Annotated in this window: 12 protein-coding genes; 7 read left to right on the top strand and 5 right to left on the bottom strand. The window is 72.8% G+C overall.

Annotated features, from left to right (window positions below):
* Positions 1–79: 79 nt before the first annotated feature.
* Positions 80–616 carry a winged helix-turn-helix transcriptional regulator gene (locus tag BOQ63_RS35535; protein WP_072655630.1) on the bottom strand — a complete coding sequence of 179 codons (537 nt, stop codon included), beginning with the start codon at positions 614–616 and terminating at the stop codon, positions 80–82.
* A 121-nt stretch (positions 617–737) separates the two neighbouring features.
* Between BOQ63_RS35535 and BOQ63_RS35530 the strand changes: the two genes are divergently transcribed.
* Positions 738–2216, top strand: coding sequence for an MFS transporter (locus BOQ63_RS35530; RefSeq protein WP_191093612.1), 1479 nt, complete (start codon positions 738–740; stop codon positions 2214–2216).
* 643 nt (positions 2217–2859) lie between these two features.
* Here BOQ63_RS35530 and BOQ63_RS35525 read toward each other — a convergent pair.
* Positions 2860–3432, bottom strand: coding sequence for an SMI1/KNR4 family protein (locus BOQ63_RS35525; RefSeq protein ID WP_072655629.1), 573 nt, complete (start codon positions 3430–3432; stop codon positions 2860–2862).
* Positions 3433–3878: 446 nt separating this feature from the next.
* Between BOQ63_RS35525 and BOQ63_RS35520 the strand changes: the two genes are divergently transcribed.
* On the top strand, positions 3879–7559 hold the full coding sequence (locus BOQ63_RS35520; RefSeq protein ID WP_051746631.1) for a SpoIIE family protein phosphatase: 3681 nt from the start codon (positions 3879–3881) through the stop codon (positions 7557–7559).
* Positions 7560–7672: 113 nt separating this feature from the next.
* Positions 7673–8077, top strand: a complete 405-nt coding sequence (locus BOQ63_RS35515; protein ID WP_030279839.1) for a nuclear transport factor 2 family protein — start codon at positions 7673–7675, stop codon at positions 8075–8077.
* A 132-nt stretch (positions 8078–8209) separates the two neighbouring features.
* Here BOQ63_RS35515 and BOQ63_RS35510 read toward each other — a convergent pair whose 3' ends face one another.
* Complete coding sequence (locus BOQ63_RS35510; protein ID WP_072655628.1) at positions 8210–9277, bottom strand: S-adenosylmethionine:tRNA ribosyltransferase-isomerase; 1068 nt, start codon at positions 9275–9277, stop codon at positions 8210–8212.
* A complete protein-coding gene (locus BOQ63_RS35505; protein ID WP_037828447.1) occupies positions 9274–10032 on the bottom strand; it encodes an SDR family oxidoreductase in 759 nt (252 codons plus the stop codon). Before BOQ63_RS35505 ends, BOQ63_RS35510 begins: the two co-directional genes overlap by 4 nt.
* 378 nt (positions 10033–10410) lie before the next feature.
* On the opposite strand from BOQ63_RS35505, the gene BOQ63_RS35500 reads away from it, so the two are divergent.
* The 4 genes from BOQ63_RS35500 to BOQ63_RS35485 all read left to right on the top strand — a co-directional run bounded on the left by BOQ63_RS35500 (position 10411) and on the right by BOQ63_RS35485 (position 16029).
* Positions 10411–11616: a cytochrome P450 gene (locus tag BOQ63_RS35500; protein WP_030552462.1), complete on the top strand. Its 1206-nt coding sequence runs from the start codon at positions 10411–10413 to the stop codon at positions 11614–11616.
* A 344-nt stretch (positions 11617–11960) separates the two neighbouring features.
* Positions 11961–13016, top strand: coding sequence for a type III polyketide synthase (locus BOQ63_RS35495; RefSeq protein WP_030279847.1), 1056 nt, complete (start codon positions 11961–11963; stop codon positions 13014–13016).
* 299 nt (positions 13017–13315) lie between these two features.
* Complete coding sequence (locus BOQ63_RS35490) at positions 13316–14182, top strand: DUF1259 domain-containing protein (RefSeq protein WP_223886128.1); 867 nt, start codon at positions 13316–13318, stop codon at positions 14180–14182.
* A 377-nt stretch (positions 14183–14559) separates the two neighbouring features.
* Positions 14560–16029 (top strand): multicopper oxidase family protein, encoded by a 1470-nt coding sequence (locus BOQ63_RS35485; protein ID WP_030279851.1) that lies wholly within the window; start codon positions 14560–14562, stop codon positions 16027–16029.
* Between the two features lie 270 nt (positions 16030–16299).
* On the opposite strand, the gene BOQ63_RS35480 is transcribed toward BOQ63_RS35485, so the two are convergent.
* On the bottom strand, positions 16300–17250 hold the full coding sequence (locus tag BOQ63_RS35480; RefSeq protein ID WP_072655627.1) for a pseudouridine synthase: 951 nt from the start codon (positions 17248–17250) through the stop codon (positions 16300–16302).
* Positions 17251–17284: the final 34 nt, after the last annotated feature.

The following is a 17284-nucleotide window of genomic DNA, read 5'->3' as shown; positions in this document are numbered from 1 at the left end:
GCACGCGCCCTGGCCCGCGAGGCCGTCGGCTACCTGTCGACGGCCTCGCCGGCGGGGCGCCCCCGGCAGCGCCCCGCTGTTACGCCGCCGCCGAGGCGATCGGTTCGAGCAGCAGGTGCGAGCGGACCAGCGCGCGGGAGACCGGGTCATCGCGGTGGCCACCGGTGTGGGCGGGGTTCGGGCGCATGACGACCTCGGCCGGGGGGACGGGCCCGCCGCCGCACTTGGGGCAGGCGCCGACGAGGTCCAGGTCGGTGCCACAGCGCGCGTGCGCGAAGAGGTGGTGCGGGCCGCCCTCGGTGGCGTGCCGGCCGCCCCAGCGGCTCAACTGGTAGAGCGGCCCCCAGAGTTCGAGGCCGGTCTCGGTGAGCAGGTAACCGTGGCGCAGCGGCGCCTGCTGGTACGGCTCCTTGCGCAGCACCCCGGCCGCGACCAGGGCGTTGAGGCGGGCGGTGAGGACGGCGCGCGGGATGCCGAGGTGGGTGAGGAAGTCGTTGAAGCGCTGCACGCCGTAGAACGCGTCGCGGACGATCAGCAGGCTCCAGCGCTCGCCGACCACCTCCAGGGCGCGGGCCAGTGCGCAGTCCTGCAGTTCGTAGTCCGTTCCCAGCGCCATGCGGGCCAGCGTAGTCCACCGTCGAGGTGGGTTCAATGAACAGACCAGCGGTGGTAGCGTGCTGTCCGAGACGAAGGTTCATTCACCAGACCTATTGGTTCAGCCTCCGGAGGGAACACCCATGCCCCCCGCACCACCGCCCGGTTCCGCCACCGCCACCGCCACCCCGGCCGTCCGACCCGGCGCGACCCTGGCCGTCACGGCGACCGCGACCGCGCTGACCACCGTCGCCTACACGGCCCCCACCGCCTCGCTCGCCGCCACCGCCCAGGCCGCCCACCTCGGCGCCTCCGGCCGCACCTGGATCCTCACCGGCGCCCTGGTCGGCATCTCGGCGCTCCTCCTCACGGCCGGCAGCGTCGCCGACGACCACGGCCGCAAGCGGGTCTTCACCTTCGGCGTGCTGCTGTTCGCCGCCGCCGAGGCCCTCGCCGCACTTGCCCCGGGCGGCGCCGTCTACCTGGCCGCCCGCGTACTGCTCGGCGTCGCCTCGGCCGCCGTCCTGGCGCCCGCGCTCGGCCTGATCAGCCACGCCCACCCGCCCGGGCCGGGCCGGATCCGGGCCCTTGGCATCTGGGGCGCGGCCGTAGGCCTCGGCATCGCGGTCGGGCCGGTCTACGGCGCACTCGTCCAACAGTGGTTCGGCTGGCGCGCGGTCAGCGGCGGGCTCGCCGTGGTCTCGGCCGCCGTGACCGCCTGGGCCGCCGCCTGCCTCACCGAGTCCCGGGCCGAGCGGCCCCGTGCGCTCGACCCGTACGGCGTCCTGACCCTCACCACCGGCACCTCCCTGCTCATCGCCGGTCTCGCCGAGGGCCGCAGTGGCTGGGGACGGCCTGTTGTGGTGGCCCTGCTGGCGGGCGGGGTGGTGCTGCTCGCGGCCTTCACGCTGGTCGAGGCGAGGGTCCGGGAGCCGATGCTCGACCTCTCCCTGTTCCGCAGCCCCGGCTTCACCGCCGCGACCGGCGGCGCCCTGTTCACCGGGCTGTCGCTGGTCGGCTTCATGAGCTACCTGCCCACCCTGCTCCAGGGCGTGCTCGGCCTCTCCGGCCTCGCCGCGGGCGGAGTGCTGGCCCTCTGGTCCGGCCTGTCCGTGCTCTCCGCCCTCCAGGCCCGGCGACTGGCCGCCCGCTTGTCCGCCACCTCCCAGGTCGCCCTCGGCCTGCTGGTCTGCGGCCTCGGCGAGGGCGGACTGTACGGGCTCACCCCCGACTCCAGCTGGCTCCGCCTGGCCCCCGGCCTGGCGGTCGCCGGCATCGGCAGCGGCGTCCTCAACGCGGCCCTCGCCCGGCTCGCGGTCAGCAGCGTCCCCGCCCACCGGGCCGCCATGGGCTCGGGCGCCAACAACACCTCCCGCTACATCGGCTCGGCCCTGGGCGTGGCCGTCACGGTTGCCGTCGCCGGCTCCGCCCGCCCCACCACCCTCGGCCCCGCAGCCGCCGCCCACGCCCTCGCCACCGGCACCGACCGTGCCGTCCTGGTCGCCGCCGCCCTCTGCCTCATCGGAGCCGCCCTGGCCCTCGCCGCCCGCACCGCCGAATCCCGTCCCACCCCGCAACCCGCGCCCACCACCCCCACCCCCGAACACGCCACCACCCGATGACGCAACACGGGAAGTCGAACCCGCCGACTTCTCAGACACAAGAACCCCTGCAGGCGGGAAAACGAGTGGATGTGTCTCCCCGCCCGACAAACCCGCACACCCCGGGTCAGCGCAGGAAGTCGAACCAACCGACTTCTCGCGCACAAGGACCCGCGCAGGAGCAAGACGGGGAAGGCCAACACCCACGGAGGCATGAAAAGCCGGGCGAGGCGCACTCCCCGTCCCAGCGAACCCGCGCGTCCCCAGGCCGAGCCGACACGGGAAGTCGAACCGCCCGACTTCCCGCGTAAGACGAACCGCGTTGCGACGCGGGAAACCGCACAGGCCACGGCTCGCGGGCCAGGCCGAACCGACTTAGGAAGTCGAACTCGCCGACTTCTCATATGAAGTCGCACAGGCACCCATACCCCATCAGCTGGTCAATCGGCGCTCTGCCCCGCCCGGTGAATCTTCTTCGGCTGTGGGCACGAGGGCCAGCGCTCAGTCAGCCGGGGCTGCGGCGACCTCGGGCGTCCGCTCGGCCGGGGGGAGACGCCGGGCCCGTGGGGGTTGTTAGAGGTCGCTTCCTCTGGTGGCCAAAGGCGTTGGGCCAATATTGCTGCCACGCTCATCTGCTTCCGTCGCCTGCTGGTCCGACTGGCGCTCACCAGGCCACAACGCTGGGTCGGATCGTGGGCAGGGCCCACGGTTCCACTGCGCCGCTGACCAGGTCGGCCAGGAACTGAACGGCCCCACCGGTGTAGTGCCACCGCGCGGAGCTCCGCGAGGCGACGGTGACCGTCCAGTCCTGGGGCCTCGCCGGGTTGGTGGTCCACAGGAAGAAGTCCCCGCGATTCGAGTCAGCCCAGGGAGGCAGACCGCCCGGGGCGGGATGGGCGTGGAGCGGCACAGCCGGCTCGGCTTCCTCGCACCACTCCGCGATAGTCTCCAGCGTCTCGCGTGTTCCCTGCACCCACGAGTGCTCACCACCAGGATCCGGACCACCGACACCAAGGAAGTCGCCGAGCACGAAAGGCGGGTAGAGCTCACACAGGAGCCTGGAATCGGCCGGCAAGGCCACCCCCAGATCGGCTTCCACGACCTGCCGGCTGATGCTGCTGGGTTTCGGAAGGCGCAGTTCGGCCAGACCCGGTACCGCGCTTTCCAGCTCCCCGACCATCTCAATGGGGTCGGTCATACGCCGGACCGGTGCCTGGGTACCAGCAAAATCGTCCATGAGATCAGACGGTCAGAGCGAAGTCTCCCCATCTGGGGCGGGCTCACCTGCAGCCGAAGGAAACGACGTCTTAATCGTCCGCGGGGCTCGGCCGGAGGGCCGGCGCTGTCGCTCCGGCGGCGTGCAGGCGGCCGGTCGGCCGGCCGGGGGCTCTTCGCGTGTGGAGGGGGGCGGGTTCGTCGGGGTTGGGAATTCCCCGTGGCGCGGTGCGCGGGAGCTGGTGGTCGGACGACAGAGGGCTGCTCGACTCCCCTGTGTTCGTGCCGGGTTGCTCCCTGAGGGCGGGGAGTTCGGCTGTCGCGGCGGAGAGACGCCTGGTTCGCGGCGCTGGTGACGCTTCGGTGTCGCGTCGTGTCCGAGTTCGATGAGCGACGCGTGGGGCCTGCGTGCGAGGATGACAGGGCTGGTGGGAACGGGTTCCCGGGTGGTTGGGCGGTTCTCTGGCCATGGTGAACGACGACGGACAGCGCCGGGCGGATCCTCAGCAGGACGCCCTGCTGATGGTACCGATCGCCACGGCCCTGATCGAGGCCGACGGGCGGATCCTGCACTGGAGCGGTGACGCTGAGGCGCTGCTCGGCTACCGTGCGGACGAGGCGGTGGGCGCGAAGGCGGCCAAGCTGTTGACCTCGGACGAGCAGCGGCCCGAGGTACTGGAGTTGTTCGGGGAGATCCTGGCCGGCCGCGAGTGGTCGGGGGTGTTTCCGGTCCGGCACCGGGACGGGCATCTGGTGAACCTGGAGTTCCGTACGCATCCGGTCCAGGGGCCGGGCGGGGCACCCTTGGTGCTGGCGGTGGCCTCCGAGGTGACGACGCTGCGGCGGATCCAGGCGGATCTGGCCGTGCTGGACGGTTTCTTCACCCAGTGCCCGGTCGGTATGGCCGTCTTCGACACCGATCTGCGCTATGTCCGGCTGAACGAGGCGCTGGCGAGGGGCAACGGCCTGCCGGCCGAGGCACACCTGGGCCGCCGGGTGGCCGAGGTGCTGCCGGGGAGCAACGCCGCGGAGACCGAGGCGGTGATGCGGCAGGTGCTGGCGAGTGGCGTGCCGGTGGTGGACTTTCGTACGCACGGCCGCACGCCGGGGGATCCGCGGCGCGACCGGGCCTGGTCCGCCTCGTACTTCCGGCTGGCCGACCAGGGCGGCCGGGTGCTCGGGGTGAGCGCGACGATCATCGACGTGACGGAGCGCTACCGCGCCGATGCCCGGGCGGCCCGGGCCCAGGAGCGGCTGTCGCTGCTGGTGGACGCGACCGCCTCGATCGGCACCACCCTGGACCTGCGGCAGACCGCCCGCGAGCTGGCCGACGCGATGGTGCCGAGGGTCGCGGACCTCAGCGGGGTGTTCGCCCTGGAGGCGCTGATCGCCGGGCGCAATGTCGAGCCGCCCGCCCCGGACGCCCCGCACCTGGTGCGCCGCCTGGCGCTGGCGACGTCCGACCCGCTGTACCCGGCCGGCGCCCTGCCGGTGGACTCGGTCTACGAGCTGCCGCCGGACTCTCCGTACGCCCGGGCGCTGATCACCGGGCGGACGGTGGTGGTGCCGTCCTGGGAGCTGGTGCCGCTGGCCGACGCTCTCAGCGAGAGCCGCCGCCAGGCGGTCCTGGGCGACCGCCCGCGTTCGGTGCGGATCACGCCGCTGGTGGCGCGCGGCACCACGCTCGGCATGGTGGTGTACTCGCGGCGCGGCGAGCGGGAGTCCTTCGCCGAGGCCGACATCACGCTCGGTGACGAGCTGGCCTCGCGCGCGGCGGTCGCGATCGACAACGCCCGGCTGTACCTGCGCCAGCACCAGACGGTGCTGGCCCGGCAGCAGGCGTTGCGCGAGGCGAAGGCCGCGCAGGAGCGGCTGGCGCTGGTGAACGCGGCGTCCGCCCGGATCGGCACGACGCTCGATCTCGACCGCACCGCGAACGAGTTGGCGGAGGTGGCGACGCCCCGGCTGGCCGACACCGTGGTGGTGGAGGTGCTGGAGGAGCTGGTCCGGGGCGAGCGCGAGGTGCGGCCCCCGGCGGACGGTTCGGCGCTGCTGCGGCGGATGGCGTTCCATTCGGTGCGCGGCTCGACCCTGGCCCCGATCGAACGGCTGGGCGGGGTGCACCGCTTCCTGCCGGGTTCGCCGTACGCGTGGAGCCTGGCGCACCGCAAGCCGGTGCTGGTGCCCCGGATGGACGAGGAGGGCATGGCCTGGTTCGCCGAGGACCCGGTGCGCACCGCCGCCGTACGGGAGCAGAACGTGCGCTCGTTCATGGTCGTTCCGCTGATCGCGCGCGGCAGTCCGGTCGGCGTCGCGGGTTTCTACCGGACCCTGGTGGAGCGTCCGTACGAGGACGAGGACCTCGCGCTGGCCGGCGAGTTGGCGGTGCGGGCGGCGGTGTCGATCGACAACGCGCTGCTGTTCACCCGCGAGCGCGACGCGGCTGCCGCCCGGCAGCGGGCGCTGGACGAGGCCTGGGCCGCCCAGCAGCGGCTGGGTCTGTTGAACGAGGCGAGCAACCGGATCGGCACCACCCTCGATCTGCACCGCACCGCGAGGGAGCTGGTGGAGGTGGTGCTCCCGCGCTTCGCCGACTTCGTCACGGTGGACCTGCGCGACGCGGTGCTCGGCGGCGAGGAGCCGGGCCCGGTGCCGAGGGACGGTTCGGTGCTGATGCGGGCGGTGGCGGTCGGCGAGTCCGCCCCGGACGGCAGCATGACGGCCGCCGCCGACCAGGTCGGTGAGACCTCGCAGTCGGCCGAGGTGTACGCGCAGAGCCTGCGCACCCGGCACTCGATCCTGGTCTCCACGGTGACCGAGGAGGAGCTGCGGCGGATCGTCGCCTCCCCCGACCGGGTGCAGCCGGGACTGGCCGCCGGGGTGCACTCGTACCTGATGGTGCCGCTGGTGGCGCGCGGACTCGTGCTGGGCGGTGCGGAGTTCGTCCGCACCCACAATCCGGTGCCGTTCGGGCCGGCGGACCGTTCACTGGCCGAGGAGCTGGCCGCGCGCACCGCGCTGGCGATCGACAACGCCCGGCTCTACCGCCGGGAGCGGGACACCGCGCTCACCCTCCAACGCAGTCTGCTGCCGCAGGAGATCCACCGCACCATCGGTCTGGAGCTCGCCTACCGCTACCTGCCCAGCAGCGTGGTCAGCGAGGTCGGCGGCGACTGGTTCGACGTGGTGCCGCTCTCCTCCGGGCGGGTCGCGCTGATCGTCGGCGACGTGATGGGCCACGGCATCCGCGCCGCCGCCACCATGGGCCAACTCCGGACGGTGGCCCGGACGTTGATCACCCTGGAGCTCAACCCGACGCGGGTGCTGCACCGGCTGGACGAGGCCACCGTGGCGCTCGGCGAGGGCCAGTTCGCCACCTGCGTCTGCGTGGTCTACGACCCCGCCGACCGTAGCTGCACCGCCGCCTGCGCCGGTCACCTGCCGCCCGTGGTCGCCGACACCGAGGGCAACGCCCGTCTCGTCGACCTGCCGCCCGGCGCGCCGCTGGGCGTGGGCGGAGTCCCCTTCGAGAGCGTCGAGTTCACCCTTCCCGAGCGGGCCATCCTGACCCTCTACACCGACGGCCTGGTCGAACGCCGGGGCCGCGACCTCGACGAGGGCCTGCAACTGCTCTGCCGTACGGTCGCCGACCGGTGCCACTCGCTGGAGCAGACCTGCGACGCCGTCCTGACCCGGCTCACCGGGCGCACCGCCGAGGACGACATCGCCGTCATCATGGCGCAGGTCCGCCCGGAGGGAGCCGACCGGATCGCCTCCCTGCCGCTCACCGGTGACCACGCGATGGTCGCCCACTCGCGCCGCTTCACCCGGGAGACGCTCAGCGCCTGGGGGCTGACCGCACTCACCGACTGGGCAGAGCTGCTCACCAGCGAGCTGATCACCAACGCCCTGGTGCACGCCGGATCCCCCACCCAGCTTCGCCTGTTCTGCACCCGGGTGCTCACCGTGGAGGTCGCCGACCGGGAGAGCGGGACACCCCGGCTCCGCCGTGCCCGCAACGAGGACGAGGGCGGGCGCGGCATCCACCTGGTCAACGAACTGGCGCACCGCTGGGGCAGCCGCCGGACGGCCGACGGCAAGGTGGTCTGGTTCGAACTGGAGCTGCCACCGGGCTTCCCGTCTGCATGAACAACCGACCGTTGTCGGTGCGGGCCGGGGGTTGTTGGCCACCGGTACGGCCGGTGGCCTTTGCTGGTGCCACGGCGGGAGAGCCCCGACCGGACGGACCAGAGGAGCCCACCATGCAGCAGACCGACGCCCGCACCGTCGTCACCGAGTACGTCACCCGGCTCGCCGCGGGCGAACGGGACGCCGCCATCGCCCTGTTCGCCGAGGACGCCACCTGGACCTACCCGGGCAACCTCGAACTCTCCCGCACCTGGCACGGCAAGCAGGAGATCTTCGGCGACTTCCTCGGCCAGGTCGGCACCCTGTTCGCCCCTGACGGCCTGCCGACCCTCACCCTCACCCACGTCCTCGCCGACGGCCCGCAGGCGGTGGCCGAGTGGACCGCCGTCGGGAAGGCCGCCAACGGCGCCGCGTACGAGAACCACTGCCTGGGCGTGTTCACCGTGGAGAACGGCCTGATCACCGCCGTCCGCGAGTACCTGGACACCCACCACGTGGCGCAGACCCTGCTCGCCTGAACGGCCTCTGCCGGGCCGGCACCGAGATCGCCTGCCCGCCCGCGGGGCAGGCCCTGCCGCTCCCCGGTGCCGTCCCCGCAAACGTGCTGCCGGCGGCGGCCTCGCCGCGCACCCGGTGACCGGCTGACCTGCTCAGTCCGGCAGCAGCAGGTTGACGTCGCCGAACTCGTGCCACAGGTACCGCTGTCGGACGGCCTCCCGGTAGCAGGCCGTCAGCAGCGGGCGGCCCGCGACGGCTGCCAGCATCAGCAGGTGGGAGGCGCGCGGCTCGTGCCAGCCGGTGAGCAACCCGTCCACCCCGCGCACCCCGCGCACCGGGGTGATCACCAACTCCGTCCAGCCGTCCGCCTCCTGGAGCGTGCCGTCCGGCCCGACGGCCGACTCCAGGGCGCGGACGACGGTCGTGCCGACGGCGATCACCCGTCCGCCCCCGGCCCGGACGTGGCCGACCAGCCGGGCGGTGGTGGCGGGGACGCGGAAGCGCTCCGCGTACGGGGCCTCGTGCGCCTCCGGCGAGGCCACTCCGGTGTGCAGGGTGACGGGAGCGACCAGCACGCCCCGACCAGCCAGCCGGGCCACCACCGTCGGCGTGAACGGGCGCGCTGCGCTGGGCATTTCGCTGCTGCCCGGCACGCTCGCGAAGACCGTCTGGTAGGCCTCGATCGGCCAGTCGCGGTCCACGTAGCCGTACCGGATCGCCCGTCCGTGCAGCCTCAGGTACGGCAACAGGGTTGCGGGCAGCGACAGTTCGGCGTACCAGAGGCGGTCGGTGAACGGCTGCACCAGCTCGGCCGCCCCGCCGGCCGGCAGTGCGACGTGCAGTCCCGGCCGGGCCGGTGACTCCTGCGGCGGGTAGTAGGAAGCTGCCGAGCCCGGCATCGGTCGGCGCAACTCGACGAGGTGGGAGCCCCGTTGGTCCGGCTGTGCGGAGGACAGGTGCAGAGCGACCGGGGTGCCGTCGGGCAGTCGGCCCGGCAGCGCGGCCGGGAGGGTGCCCGAGTTGTTGACCACCAGGAGGTCCCCCGGGCGCAGCGCTTCGGGCAGCTCGGTGAAGCGGCGGTGTTCCACGGCGCCGGTGGCGCGGCGGCCGACCAGCATCCGTACGCCGTCCCGGGCGCCGCCGCGCGCCTCGGCCGGTGCGCGGGCGGAGAGTTCGGGCGGGACGGTGACGTGGAGGTCCAGTTCGGTCAGGGTCGTCATCGCCCACCCCGGTCGGCCACCGGCGCCGCCGCGAGGTCCTCGGCGCGGTAGCGCCCGGAGGGGGCGCGGTCGCGAAGCAGGCCGATCAGGACGGGCGCGACCTCCTCGGGCAGCGGTTCGCCGGAGATGTCCTCGCCGGGACTGGCCTCCTGCAGCATTCGGGTGCGCATGTTGCCCGGGTCGACCGCCCAGACCCTCACCTGGGGCTCTTCCCGGGCGAGTACGGCCGTGGCAAGGTCGAGCGCCGCCTTGCTGGCGCCGTACCCGCCCCAGCCGGGGTAGGCCTCCACGGCGGCGTCCGAGCTGATGTTGAGGACGGCGCCGGAGTGGGCGCGCACTTGGGGCAGGACGAGTTGGGTGAGGGCGATCGGGGCGAGCGCGTTGACCTCGAAGAGTTCCAGCAGGTCCGGCAGCGGGAAGTCGGCCAGCCGGGGCAGCGGTTCGGTGCCCGGAGTGACGGCGCCGTTGAGCGAACCGGCGTTGTTGACCAGCAGGCTCGCGCCGCCGAGGCCCTCGGCGGCCTCGGCCAGATGGGCCCGGTGGTCGTCGTCGACGATCGAGCCGGGCAGGGCCACCACCTTGGTGACGGCGGCCAGGGCGGTTTCGGCCTCGGCGAGTTCGGCAGCGCCGCGGGCGGTGATCACCAGCTGCCAGCCCTCGCCGGCGAGGGCGTGCGCGAGGGCCAGCCCGAGGCCGCGGGAGGCGCCGGTGACCAGTGCGACGGGCGCGAGGTGGGTGTGCTGTGCTGCGTTCATGCCCCCACGATCGCGCCGCGTGGCCGGGCCGCGGATCGGCCACCGGGCCCGGGACCCCGTCGTTCGTTCGGCCTAGTACTGCCAGGGTTCTCGTACCCGGGTTCGGCTCACCGGCTCCGCCTCGTCCTTCGTGGTGACTGACGCGGGCCTGGTCCGGCCGGACGGGACGCCGCACCCGGTGGTTGTGCCCTCCAGGTCGTCCTCGGTCAGACCGCCGTCCACGGGGCACGGGCGCCCCCGCCACTGATCAGCCCGGATGAATTACCGGCGGTGCGGCGTCTCCACCGGTGTGTGCGGCCGACCGATCGGGTACCGGTGGTCAGTCCATTCCGTCCGCCTCACCCGTCCGGCCCGCACGGCCCAGACCCGGAGGTCCGCATGTCCACCGACTCCAGCGCGCGGAGCTGCCCGTTCGACTTCGCCGAAGCCCTTGAGTTCGACCCGATCCTCCGGCAGCTCATGAACGACGCACCGGTCAGCCGCATCCGCCTGCCCTACGGCGAGGGGGAGGCTTGGCTGGTCACCGGGTACGACGACGTACGCACAGTGACCACTGATCGGCGTTTCAGCCGCCACGCCATCGTCGGCCGGGACTTCCCGCGCATGACTCCCGAGCCGATCGTCCAGGCCGAGGCGATCAACGTCATGGACCCGCCCGCCAGCGCCCGCCTGCGCAGCCTGGTGTCCAAGGGCTTCACAGCCGACCACATCGAGCGGATGAGGGACCGTACCCAGCACGTGGTGAACGAGCTGCTGGACCGGATGCGGGACCAGGGTCCCCCCGCCGACCTGATGGAACACCTGGCCCACCCGCTCCCGCTGATCACGATCTGCGAGGTCCTGGACATCCCCGAGAGCGACAGCGCACAGCTGCGCGCCAACGCCCGGACGATGATGAACATGGACCTGGACAACAAGCCGGCCGCGGTGCGAGCCAAGGCCGACCTGCGGGCGTACTTCGCCGAGCTGACGGCCGAACGGCGCAGGAACCCCGGTGACGACCTGATCAGCGCGCTGGCCACGGCCCGGGACGGGGACGAGGTCCTCGACGAGCAGGAACTCACCGTGATGGCCATGGTCCTGCTGATCACCGGCCAGGACACCACGACGTACCAGCTCGGCAACCTCTCGTACACCGTCCTCACCCGGCCGGACGTGCGCGCCGTCCTGCGCGAACGGCCCGAGATGCTCACCCAGGTGATCCATGAGATGCTGCGGCTCATCCCGTTCCGCAAGGGCGTCGGCATCCCCCGGGTGGCCCTCGAGGACGTGGAGCTGAGCGGGGTGACGATCCCGGCGGGGGACATCGTGCACGTCTCGTACCTGACCGCCAACCGGGACGCCCGCAGGTTCGAGCGGCCCGACGAGCTGGACCTGGAGCGGACCGGCCCGTCCCACATGACCTTCGGCTGGGGCGCGCACCACTGCCTCGGCGCACCGCTGGCCATCACCGAACTCGAAGTCGCCATCGGGACCCTGCTGGAGCGCTTCCCCAGGATCGCGCTGGCGAAGCCGGCCGCGGAGCTGGCGTGGAACACCTCGTCGATCTGGCGCTATCCGCTCGGGCTGCCGGTCACCTGGTGACGGCGCCGCACGCCCCGGCGCTCGCCCGCCGCCACCTCGCTTCCGGCTTACCGCGCACCTCGGCACGCACCTCGCAGTGTGCGGGTCGAGGTGCGTGCCGGACCCACCTTCCATAGATTGGGCTGACGTGGCCCGAACCGACTCGCGGTCGGCGCAACCACCCGCTCAGCGAGCATCCGATCCTCGCTCTGCCGACTCGTCCGCCGCGCTTTCGGGCCCCGCCCGGTGAGTCCCGCCGCCGCGCCGGTCCCCATGTGTCCGGCTACAGCGGCTGCCGTCAAGTGCTGGAACTCCCCGCCCCGCCGGGGGCTCACCGGGAACTCCGCCCGTCTGGAGGAAGTCCCATGGCCGTTCTGTGCAAGCCGGCGATAGCTGTGCCGGAGAACGTCATCACCAACGAGGAAACCCTCGAACTGGCACGCAGGCTCCACCACGACCATCCCCAGCTCGATCTGGCGTTGCGCCTCATCAAGAACACCGGGGTGCGGACGCGGCACCTGATCCAACCCATCGACGTGGTGCTGAAGCACCCGGGCTTGGACGAGCGCAGCGCCATCTTCGAGGCGGAGTCCAAGGCCCGCGTCCCGGAGGTGGTGGTCAGGGCCCTCGAAACAGCCCAAGTGGAGCCGTCCCAGATCGACCTGATCGTCTACGTGTCGTGCACCGGCTTCATGATGCCGTCGCTCACGGCGTGGCTGATCAACAAGCTGGGCTTCCGGCCGGAGACCCGGCAGCTGCCGATCGCGCAGCTGGGCTGTGCGGCCGGCGGCGCGGCGGTGAACCGGGCTCATGACTTCTGCTCGGCCTACCCGGGCGCCAACGTGCTGATCGTGGCCTGCGAGTTCTGCTCGCTGTGCTACCAGCCCACCGACCTGGGCGTGGGGTCGCTGCTGTCCAACGGCCTGTTCGGCGACGGGCTCGCCGCCGCCGTGGTCCGGGGCGAGGGTGGCACCGGGATCCGGCTGGAGCGCAACGGCTCGTACCTCATCCCGAACACCGAGGAGTGGATCTCCTACGCGGTCCGCCCCACCGGATTCCACTTCCAGCTGGACAAACGGGTGCCAGGGACGATGGAGCCGCTCAGCCCGGCCCTGCGTGCGGTCGCCGAGCAACACCAGTGGGACGTGGGCATGCTGGACTTCTACATCATCCACGCCGGTGGTCCGCGGATCCTGGACGACCTGAGCCGCTTCCTGAAGGTGCCGCCCGAGGCGTTCCGCTTCAGCCGAGCGACCCTCACGCAGTACGGCAACATCGCCAGTGCGGTCGTGCTCGACGCCCTGGCCAGGATGTTCGACGAGGAGTCGGCCCTCGACGGCCACCACGGGCTGATGGCCGGGTTCGGCCCGGGTATCACCGCCGAGATGTCCCTGGGCACCTGGGCCTCGCCCGGTTCCTGACCACGAAGTCGAACCGTTCCCCCATCCGATCGTTCGTCCGGCCGCCGGCACACCCCTGGCGGCCGGCCCGGACGGGAGCCGGCCCCCGCGCCGCCGGAGCACGACGCGGGGACCGGCTCCCGCCCTCGCTCCGGGCTCTGGAGGTGCCTGTGAAGACCGAAGACGCGACCCCCGGGAACCCTGTTCCCCCCGCCCTACCGCGACGACCGCTGCTGGCGGCGGCCGGACTGATGCCAGTGCTGGCCGGTCTGGTGGGGGCTGCGTGCACGACGTCGGCCGCGGCCCATGGTTCGGGCGGCATGGGGCCCGCCCCCACCCCGGTGACCACCAGCGAGGCGGACTGGAGCGACGTCGTGCGCGCTCTCGGCCGCCCGGGCGGCCTCATCCGCTCGACCTACCACCACACGCCCTTCCCGCGGCACGACCTGCACGTGGTGAGTCGCGGCGTCGTCATCACCCCCGGGCTCGCTCTGGGCTCGCACGCCTCCTTCGCCCGGTACGACGACGGCAGCACCCTGATGATGGGCGACCTGGTGGTGACCGCGGAGGAGCTGCCGGCGTTCACCGACGCGCTCCAGGCTCAGGGGATCGCCCTGACCGCCCTCCACAAACACCTGCCGGGGCAGCGGCCGGAGGTCTGGTGGACCCATGTCTGCGCACACGGCCACGACGCCGTGGCGCTGGCCCGCGGCCTGCGGACCGCGCTCGACCGCACCGGCACGCCGGCACCGCGACCGCACCGACCGCACCGACCACACCGACCCCTCGATCTGGACACCGCCGGCATCGACGCCGCACTGGGTGCTGCGGGCAACAGCAGCGAGGACGTCCATTCGTGCATCTTCCTGCGCCGCGAGACCGTCGTCGACGAGGGGCACGTCCTGCCACCCGGCCTGGGCGCGACCTCGGCCTTCAACTTCCAGCCGCTCGGCCGGGGACGGGCCGCGCTCAGCGGCGACCTCGCCATGGTCGCCACCGAGGTCCAGGAGGTCCTCGCGCTGCTGCGGCGGGGAGGCATCGAACTCGTCGAGCTCCACAACCACGGCCTGACGGACGAACCGCGCCTCTTCTTCATCCACATCTGGGCCGAGGGCGATGCCGTGGACCTGGCCAGACGGGTCCGTCCCGCGGTCGCGGCCACCAATGTCGTACCGGCCACCACCTGACCGACCGGTGGGGATTCCCGACCTTCTCCGTCGGGCCCGACGCGTGTCGGGCCCGACGCGCGCGGCCGGACGCCCAGCCCGCGCCAGGCGCTCGCCGCCGCACGAGTTGGCCACCGAACGTCCCGGGAACGCCGGCCGCCCCGGGGATGCCGGGGTTCACGCGCGGATGCGGTCGCGGTGCAGAGCGCGCGAAGCCCGCTGATACTGAGCCAGCGGGGCGGTTACCGAGCGCGGCGTGAGCCGCACGGTCAGCCACCGTCAGGCCCGCGCCCCCTCATGTGCGCGGCAGCCGCTGGGCGGGGCGGCCGGCGACCACGGCCGGCGATCATCTGCCCGGCGGCACACCGACCGCCGGGTCCCGGACAGAGAGACCGAGGATGCTGAACCGACGAAACCTCCTCAGGGCCGCCACCTTGGGCGGCCCGGTGGCCCTCTTCCCATGGGGCCTCATACCGAACCTGGCCCAGACCGCGCCAGCCGCACCGACGGCCGCTCAGGCCCGCTCGGGAGCCAGGGGGCGGGCCGCCCGGATCGTCCCCTTCGCCCACGCCATGCAGGTGCCCCCGGTGCTGAGCCCGGTGTCGCGGACGGATTCCTCGGACCTGTACCAGCTCCGGATGGCCGAGACCGAGGTGGAGATCGTCAAGGGGCTGCTGACCACCGTCCGGGCCTTCGGCGGCTGCTTCCCGGGGCCGACCATCCGGGCTGTCAAGGGCCGGGAGGTGGTGGTCCAGCAGACCAACGACCTGGACGTGCACACCTCCGTCCACCTGCACGGCGGCCACGTCCGGTCGCAGTACGACGGCCTGCCGATGGACCTCGTCGAGCCCGGCGAGACCCGCGAGTACCGCTACCCCAACGAACAGGTGGCCGCCTCGCTCTGGTACCACGACCACGCGCACGGGCTGGAGGCCGAGAACGTCTACCGGGGCCTGGCCGGCGCCTACCTGCTCAGCGACCCGCACGAGAGCGGCCTGCCGCTGCCGGGCGGCGAGTACGACATCCCGCTGCTGATCCGGGACGCCCGGATCGAGACGGACGGCAGGCTGGTCTACACCGACCCGTACGAGTGCCCGCACATGCTGGTCAACGGCAAGGAGCGGCCCTACTTCGAGGTGGCGGCGCGCAAGTACCGGCTGCGGGTCTTCAACGTCTCGCCCAACCGCCACGTATCGCTGCGCTTCGCCGACGGCGCGCCGTTCACCCAGATAGCCTCCGACGGCGGACTTCTCGCCGGCCCGGTGGAGTTGCACGAGCTGACCCTGGCCGGCGCCGAACGCGCCGAGATCGTGGTCGACTTCGCCCGCTACCCGGTCGGTGAATCGGTGGTGCTGGAGAACACGGCCGCGCTGGAGACCGAGCGGCCCGAGGTGCTGCGCTTCGACATCACCCGGACGGCCGAGGACCGCAGCCGGGTACCGGACGTCCTGGCGACCCTGCCGCCGATCCCGGAGGCGACGGTGCACCGGGACTTCTGGCTGACGACCTTCCCTGACACCAGGATCAACGGGCGCAAGTACGACCCGGACCGGACCGACGTGCGGACCACCGTCGGCACCAGCGAGATCTGGACGATCCACAACCACCTCACCCGCCGGCCGGCCGGGGTCTTCCACGCCCCTCACTCCTTCCACACCCACCTGGTGCGGTTCCGCGTCCTGGACCGTGACGGGGAGCCGGTCGGCCCGGCCGAGGCAGGGCTGAAGGACACCGTCGCGATCCATCCGGGCGAGAGCGTCCGGATCGCCATGACCTGGGGCGAGTACCCGGGCGAGTACGTCTATCACTGCCACCACCTGGTGCACTCCTCGCACGGCCAGATGGGCCGGATCGACGTGCTGCCCTGAGCACCGGGAGGCCGCGCCGAGGAGTCGGACGAGTCCTTCGCCGGCGCATCCCCGTCCTCGTCCCCGGACGCCCCGGCGTCCGGGACCGGCCGGCGGCAACGCGGTGCCACAGCCGGCACCACCACCGGCACCGCGTCGCCCTCCGGGTCAGCCCCCGTCCGGGATCCCCCTTAGCTGCCCGTGATCACGGTGGCCCCGTCGTTCGCCGAATCCGGGGTCCGTGATCGAACTCCCGTCCCCGGGCGGTCGGGAGGAGTTCGAGGACGGACCCTAGGACGCGCCGAGGGCCCAGCCCTCGGGGTCGGTCCAGGCGGCCAGGGTGCGGCGGCTCTCGAAGCGGCGCTCGCGGCCGGTCAGGGGGTCGGTGAACTCGACGACGGAGGAGAGCAGCTGGAGCGGCCGACGGAAGTCGTCCGGGGCCGGTTCGGTCAGCACCACCGGGTAGACCGGGTCACCGAGGATCGGCACGCCGAGGCCGCACATGTGCAGCCGCAGCTGGTGGGTGCGTCCGCTGAGCGGGCGGAGGCGGTAACGGGCGAGGTTGTCGCGGTGTTCGAGCAGGTCGATCCCGCTCTCGCTGTTCGGCGGGGCGTCGACCTCACGGGCGGCGATCACGCCCCGTTCCTTGACGATGTGGCTGCGGACGGTGCGTGGCAGGCGCAGCGCCGGGTCGTAGCGGGCGACGGCCTGGTACTCCTTGCGGACCAGCCGATCGCGGAAGAGCGTCTGGTAGGCGCCGCGGTCCTGCGGCCGGACCACGAACATGGCCAGGCCGGCGGTGAGCCGGTCGAGCCGGTGGGCGGGGCTGAGCGCGGGCAGGTCGAGGGTGTGCCGCAGCCGGGACAGCGCCGTCTCGACGACGTGCCTGCCGCGCGGGGTGGTGGCCAGGAAGTGCGGCTTGTCGACGACGACCAGGTGCTCGTCCCGGTGCAGTACCTCCAGCTCGAACGGGACGCGGACCTCGTCCGGCAGGTCCCGGTAGAACCACAGGTGCGCGCCGGGCCGGAAGGGCGCGTCGGGCGCGACCGGCCCGTCCTCGCCGACGATCTCCCGCCCGTGCAACGCCGCGTCGATCCGCTCGGCCGCCACCGTGGGCAGCCGCTCGACCAGATGGGCACGAACGGTCGGCCAGGGCCCCTCGGCCGGGAGCCGCAGGTGCACCGGGTCCACGCCGTTGCGCTGCGGGAGGGGGGAGGCCGGGCGGCGGCTCTTGCGTCTCATCTCGCCGCCCAGCCTAGTCGGGTACGCCCGGCCG

It is taken from the genome of Streptomyces viridifaciens (genome assembly GCF_001888885.2).
Classification (GTDB): domain Bacteria; phylum Actinomycetota; class Actinomycetes; order Streptomycetales; family Streptomycetaceae; genus Kitasatospora; species Kitasatospora aureofaciens.
This window is presented reverse-complemented; position numbering and strand designations above follow the sequence as displayed.

What these genes read in the sequence shown, in the direction of transcription:
- BOQ63_RS35535 (WP_072655630.1), bottom strand. Translation starts at nt 616, where the DNA reads ATGGCGCTGGGAACGGACTACGAACTGCAGGACTGCGCACTGGCCCGC.
- BOQ63_RS35530 (WP_191093612.1), top strand. Translation starts at nt 738, where the DNA reads ATGCCCCCCGCACCACCGCCCGGTTCCGCCACCGCCACCGCCACCCCG.
- BOQ63_RS35525 (WP_072655629.1), bottom strand. Translation starts at nt 3,432, where the DNA reads ATGGACGATTTTGCTGGTACCCAGGCACCGGTCCGGCGTATGACCGAC.
- BOQ63_RS35520 (WP_051746631.1), top strand. Translation starts at nt 3,879, where the DNA reads ATGGTGAACGACGACGGACAGCGCCGGGCGGATCCTCAGCAGGACGCC.
- BOQ63_RS35515 (WP_030279839.1), top strand. Translation starts at nt 7,673, where the DNA reads ATGCAGCAGACCGACGCCCGCACCGTCGTCACCGAGTACGTCACCCGG.
- BOQ63_RS35510 (WP_072655628.1), bottom strand. Translation starts at nt 9,277, where the DNA reads ATGACGACCCTGACCGAACTGGACCTCCACGTCACCGTCCCGCCCGAA.
- BOQ63_RS35505 (WP_037828447.1), bottom strand. Translation starts at nt 10,032, where the DNA reads ATGAACGCAGCACAGCACACCCACCTCGCGCCCGTCGCACTGGTCACC.
- BOQ63_RS35500 (WP_030552462.1), top strand. Translation starts at nt 10,411, where the DNA reads ATGTCCACCGACTCCAGCGCGCGGAGCTGCCCGTTCGACTTCGCCGAA.
- BOQ63_RS35495 (WP_030279847.1), top strand. Translation starts at nt 11,961, where the DNA reads ATGGCCGTTCTGTGCAAGCCGGCGATAGCTGTGCCGGAGAACGTCATC.
- BOQ63_RS35490 (WP_223886128.1), top strand. Translation starts at nt 13,316, where the DNA reads ATGGGGCCCGCCCCCACCCCGGTGACCACCAGCGAGGCGGACTGGAGC.
- BOQ63_RS35485 (WP_030279851.1), top strand. Translation starts at nt 14,560, where the DNA reads ATGCTGAACCGACGAAACCTCCTCAGGGCCGCCACCTTGGGCGGCCCG.
- BOQ63_RS35480 (WP_072655627.1), bottom strand. Translation starts at nt 17,250, where the DNA reads ATGAGACGCAAGAGCCGCCGCCCGGCCTCCCCCCTCCCGCAGCGCAAC.